Here is a 12,099-nt window from a genome sequence, read left to right as displayed (position 1 = left end):
AAATCCTGGAGGTCGCCCCCGTGCAGACCCAGACCCTCACCCACACCGGGACGCGCACCGACGCGTCCACCGACGGCACGGAACCGGAAGCCGAGACGGACGGCCTGGCGGCCCTGGAGGCCCCCGAGGACGGCACAGCCCCTGAGGACAGCGAGGGCACCGAGGCCGCCGCCCCCGAGGCCGCGCCCGAACCCGCCGAGGCGCCCGCCCCCCGCGCCGTGGACAGCGCCGGCCCCTCCTCCGACCTGTTCCGCCAGTACCTCCGTGAGATCGGCAGGATCCCGCTGCTCACCGCCGCCGAGGAGGTCGAGCTCGCCCGCCGCGTCGAAGCCGGCCTGTTCGCCGAGGAGAAGCTGACCGGCACCCCCGACCTGGACAGCGACCTCGCGCTCGACCTCGACCGGCTCGTCGTCATGGGCCGGATGGCCAAGCGCCGCCTGATCGAGGCGAACCTGCGGCTCGTGGTGTCGGTGGCGAAACGGTACGTCGGCCGTGGCCTGACCATGCTCGACCTCGTCCAGGAGGGCAACCTGGGCCTGATCCGGGCGGTCGAGAAGTTCGACTACGCGCGCGGCTACAAGTTCTCCACGTACGCCACCTGGTGGATCCGGCAGGCCATGTCCCGGGCCCTCGCGGACCAGGCCCGCACCATACGGGTGCCCGTGCACGTGGTGGAACTGATCAACCGGGTCGTGCGGGTGCAGCGGCGCATGCTGCAGGAGCGGGGGTACGAACCGACCGCCGACGAGGTCGCCGCCCACCTCGACCTCGCGCCGGAGCGGGTCGGCGAGGTGCTGCGGCTGGCCCAGGAGCCGGTGTCGCTGCACGCGCCGGTGGGCGAGGAGGACGACGTGGCCCTCGGCGACCTCATCGAGGACGGGGACGCGGCGAGCCCCGTGGAGTCGGCGGCGTTCCTGCTGCTGCGGCAGCACCTGGAGGCGGTGCTGTCCACGCTCGGCGAGCGTGAGCGCAAGGTCGTCCAGCTCCGCTACGGTCTCGCCGACGGCCGCCCGCGCACCCTGGAGGAGATCGGCGGGATCTTCGGCGTCACCCGGGAGCGGATACGCCAGATCGAGTCCAAGACCCTAGGCAAGCTCCGTGACCACGCCTACGCCGACCAACTCCGCGGCTACCTGGACTGACCCCCCGGGGGCTGCCGCCCCGGACCCCCGCTGCCGGCCCGCCGGGGGCCGCCGCCCACAGCCCCCCGGGTGTCGACCCTCTGGGGGCTGCCGCCCCGGACCCCCGGTGTCGACCCGCTGGGGGCTGCCGCCCCCAGACCCCCGCTGCCGGCCCTGAACGGGCCTCGTCCTCAAACTCCCCCAGAGGGGGGACCGCCGGACGGGCTGAAACTCCCCGCACCTCTTCACCAGCCGACCGGAGCCGATCCCGCCCGCCGCCACCCCCACCGAGCCGGGCCGGCCCACCCCTCCCGACCGAGCCGGGCCGGCAAACGCCTCCCGACCGAGCCGGGTTCGCCCACCCCCTTCCCGACCGAGTCGGGTGGTGGGTGGGCACAGGTCGGGGGGCTGGGGGCGGAGCCCCCAGGGTGCGGACAAGCCGGGTCAGTCCACCTCCGCCACCGCCTGCGCGAACTGAGCCTCGTACAGTCGCGCGTACGCCCCACCGGATGCGAGCAGCTCGGTGTGCGAACCCTGTTCCACGATCGAGCCGTTCTCCATCACGAGGATCGTGTCCGCGTCCCGGATCGTGGACAGCCGGTGCGCGATCACGAACGCCGTCCGCCCGTGCGCCAGCTTCGCCATCGCCTTCTGGATCAGCACCTCCGTACGGGTGTCCACCGAGGACGTCGCCTCGTCGAGCACGAGGATCACCGGGTCCGACAGGAACGCCCGAGCGATGGTGATCAGCTGCTTCTCACCCGCGCTGACCCCGCTCCCCTCGTCGTCGATGACGGTGTCGTACCCGTCGGGCAGCGTCCGCACGAACCGGTCCGCGTGGGCCGCCCGCGCCGCCTCCTCGATCTCGCCCCGGGTGACCTCCCGGGACGCCCCGTAGGCGATGTTCTCCGCGATGGTCCCGCCGAACAGCCAGGTGTCCTGCAGCACCATGCCGATCCCGGCCCGCAGCTCGTCCCGCGACATCGCGGCGATGTCGACGCCGTCGAGGGTGATGCGCCCGCCGGAGACGTCGTAGAACCGCATGAGCAGGTTGACCAGCGTGGTCTTGCCCGCACCCGTCGGGCCGACGATCGCGACCGTGTGCCCGGGCTCGACGACCAGCGACAGATCCTCGATCAGCGGCTTCTCGGGGTCGTACCGGAAGGACACGCCCTCCAGCGCCACCCGCCCCCGCAGCTCCTCGGGCCGCACGCCCGCCACCGGGTCCGGCGACTGCTCCTCGGCGTCGAGCAGTTCGAAGACCCGCTCGGCGGAGGCGACGCCCGACTGCACGAGGTTCGCCATCGACGCGACCTGCGTCAGCGGCATCGAGAACTGGCGCGAGTACTGGATGAAGGCCTGCACATCGCCGATGGACAGCGCGCCCGACGCCACGCGCAGCCCGCCGACCACCGCGACCAGCACATAGTTGATGTTCGACACGAAGAACATCAGCGGCTGCATGACCCCGCTGTTGAACTGCGCCCGGAATCCCGCCTCGTACAGCGCGTCGTTCTGCTCGGCGAACTGCCGCGCCGACTCCTCCTGACGGCCGAACACCTTCACCAGGGTGTGCCCGGTGTACATCTCCTCGATGTGGGCGTTCAGCTTGCCCGTGGAGCGCCACTGCTGCACGAAGTGCGGCTGCGACCGCTTGCCGACCCGCGCCGCGACGACCGCCGACAGCGGCACGGTGACCAGCGCGACCAGCGCGAGGATCCACGACACCCAGAACATCATCGCCAGCACGCCGATGATGGTGAGCAGCGAGTTGATGAGCTGGCCCATCGACTGCTGGAGGGTCTGCCCGATGTTGTCGATGTCGTTCGTCGCCCGGGACAGCACCTCACCGCGCTGCCGCTTGTCGAAGTACGACAGCGGCAGCCGCGACAGCTTCGTCTGCACGTCCTCGCGCATCCGGAACATCGTGCGGTTGACGGCCGCGTTGACCAGCCGCGTCGCCACCGCCATCAGCAGGCCGGCGACGAGGAACACCCCGAGCGCGAACAGCAGGACCCGGCCGACCGCGTCGAAGTCGATGCCCTGGCCGGGGGTGAAGTCGGTGCTGCGGAGCATGTCGGCGACCGCGCCGTCACCGCGCTGCCGCATCGAGTCCAGGACCTGCTCCTTGTCGGCCCCCGCCGGCATCCGCCGCCCGACGATGCCCGCGAAGACCAGGTCGGTGGCCTTGCCGAGGATCTTCGGCCCGACCACGTTCAGGCCCACGCTCAGCACGACACAGGACAGCATCGCGTAGAGGGTGAGCCGTTCGGCCTTGAACCGGCCGAGGAGCCGCCGTCCGGACACCTTGAAGTCCAGCGAGCGGTTCTCCGGCCCCTGCCCCGCCATCATGCGCCCCATGGGCCCGGCCATCAGGCAGCCTCCGCTTCCGTCAGCTGGGAGAGCACGATCTCCCGGTAGGTCTCGTTGTCCGCCATCAGCTCGGCGTGCGTACCCGCCCCGACGACCCGGCCCTCGTCCAGGACGACGATCCGGTCGGCGTCCCTGATCGTCGCCACCCGCTGGGCGACGATCACCACGGTCGCCTCGGCGGTCTCCCGGCCGAGCGCCGCCCGCAGCGCCGCGTCCGTGGCGTAGTCGAGGGCGGAGAAGGAGTCGTCGAAGAGGTAGATCTCCGGCCGCTGCACGAGCGTGCGCGCGATCGCGAGCCGCTGCCGCTGGCCGCCGGAGACGTTGGTGCCGCCCTGCGCGATGGGCGAGTCCAGCCCGCTGTCCAGCCCCCGCACGAACCCCGCGGCCTGCGCCACCTCCAGCGCGTGCCACAGCTCCTCGTCGGTGGCGTCCGGGTTGCCGTAGCGCAGGTTGCTCGCGACGGTCCCCGCGAAGAGGTACGGCCGCTGCGGCACGAGCCCCACGGTCCGCGCGAGCAACTCCGGATCGATGTCGGCGACGGGCACCCCGTCGACGAGGACCTCGCCGTCGGTGGCGTCGAACAGCCGCGGGACCAGCCCGAGCAGCGTCGACTTGCCGCTGCCGGTCGAGCCGATCACGGCCGTCACCTCGCCCGGCCGGGCCACCAGGTCGACCGCCTTGAGCACCGGCTCCTCGGCGCCCGGGTAGCGGAAGCCGGCGGCGCGCAGCTCCAGATGGCCGTGCCGGCGCAGCTCGCGCACCGGCGACGACGGCGGCACGACGCTCGACTCGGTGCCCAGGACCTCCTGGATGCGCTCGGCGCACACCTCCGCGCGCGGCACCATCATGAACATGAACGTGGCCATCATCACGGACATGACGATCTGCATGAGGTAGGCCAGGAACGCCGTCAGGTCGCCGATCTGCATCCCGCCGCTGTCGATGCGGTGCGCGCCGAACCACACCACGGCGATCGACGACAGGTTGACGGTGGTCATGACCACCGGGAACATCAGCGCGAGCAGGTTGCCGGTGCGCAGCGAGATGTCGGTGAGGTCGGTGTTGGCCTTCCGGAAGCGCTGCTCCTCGTACTCGTCGCGGACGAAGGCGCGGATGACGCGGTTGCCGGTGATCTGCTCGCGCAGCACCCGGTTCACCGTGTCCAGCCGCTCCTGCATGGACCGGAACAGCGGCCGCAGCCGCCGTACGATCAGCGTCACGCAGACGCCCAGCGTGGGCACCACGGCCACCAGCACCCCGGACAGCGGCACGTCCAGACCGAGCGCCATGACGATGCCGCCCACGCACATGATCGGCGCCGACACCATCAGTGTGAACGTCATCAGGGCGAGCATCTGGATCTGCTGGACGTCGTTCGTCGTCCGCGTGATCAGCGAGGGCGCGCCGAACTGGCCGACCTCGCGGGCGGAGAAGGCCTGCACCCGGTCGAAGACCCCGGCGCGCAGGTCCCGGCCGAGCGCGGAGGCGGTCCGCGCGCCGTAGTACACGGCGCCGATGTTGCACAGCACCTGCACCAGCGAGATGCCGATCATCAGCCCGCCGTAGGACAGGATCGCTCCGGTGTCCCCGTTGACGACGCCGTCGTCGATGATGTCGGCGTTGAGGGTGGGCAGGTAGAGGGTGGCGCAGGTCTGCAGGAACTGCAGCGCCACCAGCAGGGCGATGGGTTTCTTGTAGGGCCTGAGACAGGTCCGCAGAAGTCGTATGAGCACGCTACGTCTCTCGGAGTCGGCGAGGCGGGGCAGTTGGTTGCCCGTGGCCCCTATCGTCGGACACGCGACCGGCGTTACCTCAACTGAATATCGAGGCAACGCCGTGCTGTACGCCACCGCCGGCGGCTAGCGGAACGCCCCCGGGTGGGTCTGCTCGCGCACCGACACGTACTGCTGGCGCACGGCCTGGCCGACGGCGAGGTCGTCGCCCGGTTCCAGGACCTGGGCCGCCGCGCCGTTCCAGCGCGGCGGGTTGCGGGGGTCGAGGGTGCCCTGGGAGACGCCGAGCGCCCAGGCGGCCTGCCGGGCGGCACCGATCGCCGCGTAGTCGGCCGGCTGCGGTACGACGACCTGCGCCCCGAACAGCGCGGGCGCCGCCGCCTGCACGGCCGGCAGCTCGGCCGCCGCTCCCAGCAGGAACACCCGCCGCACCTCCACGCCCCGGCCGCGCAGCACGTCCAGCGCGTCCGCGAGCCCGCACAGCATGCCCTCGAAGGCGGCCCGCGCGAAGTGCTCCGGCTTCATCGACTCGCGCCGCAGGCCGGTCAGCGTGCCCGCCGTGTGCGGAAGGTTCGGCGTGCGCTCGCCCTCCAGATAGGGCAGCAGCACCAGCCCGTGCGATCCCGGCGTCGACTTCATCGCCAGCTCCGACAGGCTCTCCAGGTCCGGCACGCCGAGCAGTTCGACGGCCCCGCGCAGGGTCCGTACGGCGTTCAGGGTGGTGACGACGGGCAGGTGCATGCCCGTCGCGTCGGCGAGCGAGGTGATCATCCCGCTCGGGTCGACGAGGGCCTCGGGATGCACGGCCATCACCGAGCCGGACGCGCCCAGCGAGACGACGGCGTCGCCGAGGCCGATGCCGAGCCCGAACGCGGCGGCCATGGTCTCACCGGTGCCGACGGAGATCAGCAGGCCCTCCGGGGTGGTGCCGGCCGCGTCGGCCGGGCCGATCACCTCGGGCAGCATGGCCTGGTGCCCGAGCGCCAGCTCGACGAGGTCGGGCCGGTAGCCGCCGGTGGCGGCCGACCAGTAGCCGGTGCCGGAGGCGCCGCCCCGGTCGGTGGTCCGGCGCACGGGCCGCCCGAGCAGCTGCCACACCAGCCAGTCGTGGGCCTGCATCAGCATCGCGGAACGCAGGGCGGCGTCGGGCTCGTTCTTCGCCAGCCAGCGCAGCTTGGTGACGGGATGCGCGGCCTGCGGCACGGAACCCACGGCCTGTGCCCAGGCCTGGCGCCCGCCGAGCGCGTCGATCAGGTCGGCCGCCGCGACCTGCGCCCGCTTGTCACCGCCGACCATCGCGGGGCGCACGGTGTTGCCCTGCGAGTCCAGCGGCACGACCGCGTTCTGCTGCGCGGACACACCGATGGCCTGCACCCCTTCGAGGAGTCCGCCGCCGGCCGCCTCCCCGAGGGAGAGCAGCCAGGCCTGCGGATCGACGTCGGAGGGGCGGCCGCCACCCTCGGCGCCCTCCAGCGGATGCGGCGCGTACCCCTGCCGGAGCACGGCCCCGTTGTCCGCGTCGCAGACCACGATGCGAGTGAAATCGGGTGAACTGTCCAACCCGGCGACTATCCCCATGGCGAAAATTCTGCCGCACGGCGGGGGGTGACCGTGTCGGCTCGGGTGGTCCCGGGGTCGACCGGGTCTCTCGGGGTGGTGCGGGCGTCAGGTGTTGCTGGTGCCCCAGTCGTCGGAACCGTTGCTGTGCACGGACCGTTCGCGCAGCGAGCGCACCCGGTCGGCGACGGAGTCGGGCATCCGGTCACCGACCTTGTCGCTCACCACGTGGTAGGCGCGGCCCGCGAACTGGCGGCTCTGCTGGGCCGCCGTCTCCGCGGTGTTGCGCACGGCGGGGTTCTGCGCGATCTGCCGGGCGGACTTCTTGAGCTGTTCGTAGCGCTCGCGCCCGGCCCGCGTGCCCAGCACGTAGCCCAGGGCGAGTCCGACGACGAACGTGAGCCGGTAGCGCATGGCGGCCACCCTTCCCTCGTGTAGGTCTGCAAGGTGCGGCATCGGTGCCGGAAGGGAACCGATTGGCGGAGCACCCCCCTGCTTGCGCTAATGTATGTGTCGCAGCGAGCGCCCGCCCCCTGGCGAATACCCAGGTCGGCACGTTCGATGCGACGAGGCATTCCTCCGTAGCTCAATTGGCAGAGCAGCCGGCTGTTAACCGGCAGGTTACTGGTTCGAGTCCAGTCGGGGGAGCTCGGTCCTCCGTAGCTCAATTGGCAGAGCAGCCGGCTGTTAACCGGCAGGTTACTGGTTCGAGTCCAGTCGGGGGAGCATCGTGATCGAGGACCCTCAGGGGTCCTTTTTCATGTCGGCCCCGGCCTCGGCGCCGCCGGGAACCCCGCAGGTCGCGGCACGGCCCCCGAGGCCGCGTGCGACGGCGGACCAGCCGAAGCGTGAGATCGTATGAGCGGCTATGCTGCGGCAGACGGCGCGCACACATGTACGCGACACGCCGCTATGGGGCGGTAGCTCAGCCGGTTAGAGCAGCGGACTCATAATCCGCCGGCCGTGGGTTCGAGTCCCACCCGCCCCACCAGTGCAGTCCTCTGACCTGCGGAGACGTTCCTCGTGAGGTGTCGGAGCGCCAACTACCGTTCAACGGACTGAATCCGCTGCTCGGGACTTCGGAGCGGGGCGAGACTCTTGCTCCCTAGCCGAGCAGACGTCGCGCTGACCTGCGGCAATGCTGATGATCAGGACGTGTGCCTCATCAACGTCATGAGCCGGCAGCGTCTCCTCGGCTTCTTTTCGTGATGTTGGGGACGAGGGGTTTCGGTGAGGTTCGCTGACCACCGTCCGTGGGCTCACTGTCCGGTCGCCCGAGAGGCTTCCGTGCTGACCCGGTTCGGCCTCGCCTTGAAGGAGCCCGATCGCATCGACACCTCGGCGTGAGGGGCTCGTGCGCATCAGTGGTCCGCTCGCCCACTGCGCTTGTAGCTGCCCGCCCGAGAGTGCCCGCCGCGGTACCTGCTCTCCGGGCGGGCCCGACGCTGTCGCCCGGCAGGCGACCACTGACTGGTCGCGCCGCACGGGCGTCGCCAGGACAGCCATGCGGGACGGCACCGCTGGGATGCCAGGTGCACCTGGTGGTGTCCGGCGCCAGGTGGCCGCTGAGCGCGCGTCCTGGCGATGGCCGACGGAGCCAGGAAACAGCCCGAAGGGGGAAACTGCGCCCACAGCGTGGCCTTCGGCCACGCTTGCACACCACTTCTTGGGCCCCCTGGCCCGCGCCGAGGCGCTCACCGCCCTGCCCGCGCTCTTCGGCCCCTTCCCCCGCCCGCCCCTCGTCGAGGACCAGCCCTTGGACCACGTGCCGTCGTTCCTCGTCAACGGCTTCCGGGAGAGCCGATCGATGGCTGACGCCGCGCCGAACGTCTGCCCATCGACCACCAGATCATCTCCTCCCTGATCGCGGGTGGCGTTCTTGATCACAGGCCGGACGGCGGGAGTTCATCAGTCACCCGGATCTGCGCCCCGTGTCGTCCGAGAACGAGGCGTGCCGTAGAGGCCATGGCCTCGTCGACCATCTCGCCTCGGAAGGTCACAGCGCCCCTCCCGTCCTCCTGTGCCGCCTCGACCGCCGCTATCAGCTGTGCGCAGCGGTCCAGTTCGTCGAGGCTGGGAGAGAACACCTGGTTGATCACGGGGACATGGGAAGGGTGGATCGCCATCATCCCCTCGTAGCCGAGGGAGCGGTTCTGTTCGGCGAAGGCGCGGAGCCCCGGCAGGTCGGTGATGCGCGTCCACAATCCGCTGACCGGGCACGGCACTCCGGCTGCCCTGGCGTCCAGCAGAACGCGGGAGCGCAGTGCCACCGTTTCGGTTCCCTCCGGGCTCCAGCGGTAACCGACGGCGCGTTCCACGTCGCCGCCGGGTGCGGTGAGAGCGCCCAGGTAGGCGATACGCGGGGCGGCTCGGGCGATGTCGTAGGCCTCGCGCAAGCCACGGGCCGTCTCCAGCAGGGGCATCAGAGCGACCTGTCCCGGGGGCAGGCCCTGTTCCTGTTCGCACCAGCCCAGCAGCCGGTCGGCAAGCTTCACGTCCTGGGCGGAGCTGACTTTGGGGAGCACGATACCGGCGAGCCCGGGCCCTACGACCGCGCGCAGTTCCTCGGCCCCGGCCCAACCGCCCAGCGGGTTGACACGGACGAACAGCGCCATCCGTCCCGCCTGATCGGCCGACGCGGCGGCGGCCCGCGCGATGGCCTCGGCCACCTGCGCACGGGCTGTGAGCTTGCCCGGGGCGGGCACCGCGTCCTCCAGGTCGAGGACGGCCGCGTCGGCGCCCGCCGCTCGGGCCTTGGGCAGCCAGTCGGTTCTGGTGCCGGGGACGAAGAGCAGGGAGCGCAGCGGGGGCCGGCCGACCGTTCCCGCGTCCACCTCGGCAAGCCTCTTTGAAGACGTCTCAGATGACATCGCTCTTCTCCAGGTCGGCCAGCTCGTTCTCGCTGAGTCCGAGCCACTGCCCGTAGACGAGGTGGTTGTCCTGCCCGAGGGCGGGACCCGTCCGCCAGACCCGGCCGGGCCGCTGCCGGAAGTGCGGGATCACCGCTTGCATGCGCACCGGACCGAGGTCGGGGTCATCGACGGTGACGATGTCCTCGCGTTCGGCGTACACGGGGTCGGCGGCGATGTCCGCGGCGTCGAACACCCGTGAGGCCACGACTTCGGCACGGGCGAACTCTTCGAGGCACTCGCCGGTGCCACGCTCCGCCACCCAGTTCCGCAGGCCCTCGTCCAGTTGTCCCCGCCGGTCGTGCTGTTGCCGCGCCGTGGCGAACTCCTTCTCGGGGAGTCCCAGGAGACAGGCGATGTTGCGGACCGAGCGCAGCGTCGCGGAGGTCACCGTGATCCACTCGCCGTCGCGGGAGCGGTAGGTGTTGATCACGGCCGCAGGGGCGACCGCCAGCTGGTTGCCTGAGCGTTCGGGCACTTGTCCCAACTGGTCGTGGACGATGACCTGCCACTCGACGAGACGGTACAGGGACTCGAAGAGAGCGAGGTCGATCCACTCGCCGTCGAACCCGGGGTCGTGGTCACGGCGGTGCAGGGCGGCGAGGACGGCGTAGGCGCCCATCAGGCCGGTCACGGCGTCGCCGTGCGAGAACCCGGTGTGGACGGGCGGGCCGTCCGGAAAGCCGGTCAGGTGGACGACTCCGCTGCGCGCCTCACCCATCTTGCCGAAGCCTGGGGCGTCCGCCTGTGACGAGGTGGCGCCGAAGCCGGAGATCTGCAGCAGTACGGCCCGGGGGTTGATCCGGTGCACGGAGTCCCAGTCGAGTCCCCAGCTGCGCAGGCGCCCGGCGCGCAGGGTGACGATGACGACGTCAGCCCAGGCGACGAGTCGGCGGGCGACGGTCCGGCCGGCCTCGTGGTGCAGATCGAGGGTGACCGAGCGTTTGTTACGGCCGGCGACCTTGAACCACAGGGGGACACCGTCACGTTGCGGCCCCATGGCGCGGGCCGCGTCTCCGGTGCCGGGGGGTTCCACGTGTACGACGTCGGCCCCTTGGTCGGCGAGCATCGAGCCCGCCAGCGGCCCGGCGACCACATGGGCGAACTCGACCACTTTCAGCCCTTGCAACTGCCCGCGTCCGGTGGTGTTCCGCTCGTCGTCCGACACCGATGTGCTCCCTCACCCCTGCGGTTCGCCTTGGTTCCCGACCGCGTCGTCTGCGTTGGTGCGACACGGTCGTCGCGATTCGGGTCTTCAGGTTGCAGGAGCCGAGAAATGCCTGTCGAGCAACAGAAGGCCATCAATCAATGCGAAGAACGCATGAAACGGGAAGGGGCGGGTGCGTTGGGCGACCCGGGTGGCGCGGAGCTTCGGGCCCCCGGCACACTCCAGGCGGCCTCATGCCCAGGAAACCCCGGGCGGAAGGGAGCGGCCCTGGAGGCGGAACTCTTCGAGCGTATCCAGGAACCGCTCCGTCACGGTGGGGAGCGTTCGCCGGACGCGCAGCACGATGTCCAGGCGCCGGTGCACCACGGGGTCCACCAGAGGACGGCAGACGACGGGCCCGGCACCCATCAGCGGGAGCACGAGGGCGGGCATCGCCGACACCCCGAGGCCGGCGGCCACCAGTCCGCCCACGGTCGCGATACTGCCCGCCTCGGCCGCCGGTACCGCATGCGCGTCGATCTGGGCGAACGCCGCATCGGTGAGCCGGCGCACGCTCGAGCCGCGCCCGACGGCCAGGAACGGCTGACGAGCCAGGTCGTCCCAGGGGATCTCGTGGCGGTCGGCGAGCGGGTGGCCTTCCGGCAGCACCGCGACGAAGCGGTCTCCGACCAGGGGGCGGCGCTCCAACTGCTCGTGCGGGTTCCCGACGGTGGTGATCGCGAAGTCGGCGTCACCGGACAGGACCCGCTCCAGTACCAGCCGCTCCAGGCCGTCGAGGAGGCGTACCGCCGCCTGTGGCCGCCGCTCGCGGAAGTCGGAGATCACCTGCGGCAGGAGTACCGCGGCAACCGAGGGAAGGGTGGCCACGGCGACTGTTCCCGACTCGCCGAGCAGGAATCGCCGGAGTTCCTTCATGCCCGCCCGGTGAGCGGTGACGATCTGCTCGGCGATGCGCAGGGCCTCGACGCCTGCCGCGGTCAACTGCACGTTACGGGTGTCCCGTTCGAGGAGTTGGACGCCGAGCAGTCGCTCCAGGTCCGCGACCGCGCGGCTGAGCGAGGACTGGGACACGTGCATCTCCGCGGCCGCCGCGGTGAAGCTCGCAGCCCGGGCGACGGCCGTGTACGCCGCCAGTTGCCGCAAGGTGGTGTCCTCCATGGCCCACGAGAATAGGGCGCGCCCGCTTGAATTGATGCGCTTATGGCATGAACAGATCTCGGTTTGATGCTGGACACCGA

9 protein-coding genes and 3 tRNA genes are annotated in these 12,099 nt (G+C 71.1%); 5 read left to right on the top strand and 7 right to left on the bottom strand.

The window, feature by feature from the left end; genetic code table 11:
* The first annotated feature begins 20 nt into the window (after window positions 1-20).
* Window positions 21-1,142 (top strand): RNA polymerase sigma factor, encoded by a 1,122-nt coding sequence (locus ACIOC0_RS11840; RefSeq protein WP_402154816.1) that lies wholly within the window; start codon window positions 21-23, stop codon window positions 1,140-1,142.
* Window positions 1,143-1,565: 423 nt separating this feature from the next.
* Here the strand turns inward: ACIOC0_RS11840 and ACIOC0_RS11835 are convergent, their stop codons facing one another.
* The 4 genes from ACIOC0_RS11835 to ACIOC0_RS11820 form a co-directional block, all read right to left on the bottom strand.
* Window positions 1,566-3,494, bottom strand: a complete 1,929-nt coding sequence (locus ACIOC0_RS11835) for an ABC transporter ATP-binding protein (RefSeq protein WP_402154814.1) — start codon at window positions 3,492-3,494, stop codon at window positions 1,566-1,568.
* On the bottom strand, window positions 3,494-5,227 hold the full coding sequence (locus ACIOC0_RS11830) for an ABC transporter ATP-binding protein (protein ID WP_402154812.1): 1,734 nt from the start codon (window positions 5,225-5,227) through the stop codon (window positions 3,494-3,496). Before ACIOC0_RS11830 ends, ACIOC0_RS11835 begins: the two co-directional genes overlap by 1 nt.
* A 126-nt stretch (window positions 5,228-5,353) precedes the next feature.
* Window positions 5,354-6,805, bottom strand: a complete 1,452-nt coding sequence (locus ACIOC0_RS11825; RefSeq protein ID WP_402154810.1) for an FGGY family carbohydrate kinase — start codon at window positions 6,803-6,805, stop codon at window positions 5,354-5,356.
* Window positions 6,806-6,892: 87 nt separating this feature from the next.
* On the bottom strand, window positions 6,893-7,198 hold the full coding sequence (locus ACIOC0_RS11820; protein WP_130436903.1) for a YtxH domain-containing protein: 306 nt from the start codon (window positions 7,196-7,198) through the stop codon (window positions 6,893-6,895).
* 161 nt (window positions 7,199-7,359) lie between these two features.
* Between ACIOC0_RS11820 and ACIOC0_RS11815 the strand changes: the two genes are divergently transcribed.
* From ACIOC0_RS11815 to ACIOC0_RS11800, 4 genes are all read left to right on the top strand, one after another.
* Window positions 7,360-7,432 (top strand) — tRNA-Asn (locus ACIOC0_RS11815).
* A gap of 5 nt (window positions 7,433-7,437) precedes the next feature.
* Window positions 7,438-7,510, top strand: a tRNA-Asn gene (locus ACIOC0_RS11810).
* Between the two features lie 188 nt (window positions 7,511-7,698).
* A tRNA-Ile gene (locus tag ACIOC0_RS11805) sits at window positions 7,699-7,775 on the top strand.
* Between the two features lie 675 nt (window positions 7,776-8,450).
* Complete coding sequence (locus tag ACIOC0_RS11800; RefSeq protein WP_402154808.1) at window positions 8,451-8,648, top strand: hypothetical protein; 198 nt, start codon at window positions 8,451-8,453, stop codon at window positions 8,646-8,648.
* A 19-nt stretch (window positions 8,649-8,667) separates the two neighbouring features.
* Here the strand turns inward: ACIOC0_RS11800 and ACIOC0_RS11795 are convergent, their stop codons facing one another.
* The 3 genes from ACIOC0_RS11795 to ACIOC0_RS11785 all read right to left on the bottom strand — a co-directional run bounded on the left by ACIOC0_RS11795 (window position 8,668) and on the right by ACIOC0_RS11785 (window position 12,019).
* Window positions 8,668-9,618 carry an HpcH/HpaI aldolase/citrate lyase family protein gene (locus ACIOC0_RS11795; protein ID WP_402154806.1) on the bottom strand — a complete coding sequence of 317 codons (951 nt, stop codon included), beginning with the start codon at window positions 9,616-9,618 and terminating at the stop codon, window positions 8,668-8,670.
* A gap of 25 nt (window positions 9,619-9,643) precedes the next feature.
* Window positions 9,644-10,861, bottom strand: a complete 1,218-nt coding sequence (locus ACIOC0_RS11790; RefSeq protein WP_402154804.1) for a CaiB/BaiF CoA transferase family protein — start codon at window positions 10,859-10,861, stop codon at window positions 9,644-9,646.
* 231 nt (window positions 10,862-11,092) lie between these two features.
* The gene (locus ACIOC0_RS11785) at window positions 11,093-12,019 is read right to left on the bottom strand and encodes a LysR family transcriptional regulator (protein WP_402154803.1); all 927 of its coding nucleotides are present in this window, start codon (window positions 12,017-12,019) and stop codon (window positions 11,093-11,095) included.
* Between the last annotated feature and the right edge of the window lie 80 nt (window positions 12,020-12,099).

Source organism: Streptomyces sp. NPDC088254 (assembly GCF_044740925.1).
GTDB lineage: Bacteria > Actinomycetota > Actinomycetes > Streptomycetales > Streptomycetaceae > Streptomyces.
This window is presented reverse-complemented; position numbering and strand designations above follow the sequence as displayed.

Coding starts and splice junctions, on each gene's coding strand:
- ACIOC0_RS11835 (WP_402154814.1), bottom strand. CDS start 3,494: ATGGCCGGGCCCATGGGGCGCATGATGGCGGGGCAGGGGCCGGAGAAC.
- ACIOC0_RS11825 (WP_402154810.1), bottom strand. CDS start 6,805: ATGGGGATAGTCGCCGGGTTGGACAGTTCACCCGATTTCACTCGCATC.
- ACIOC0_RS11785 (WP_402154803.1), bottom strand. CDS start 12,019: ATGGAGGACACCACCTTGCGGCAACTGGCGGCGTACACGGCCGTCGCC.
- ACIOC0_RS11820 (WP_130436903.1), bottom strand. CDS start 7,198: ATGCGCTACCGGCTCACGTTCGTCGTCGGACTCGCCCTGGGCTACGTG.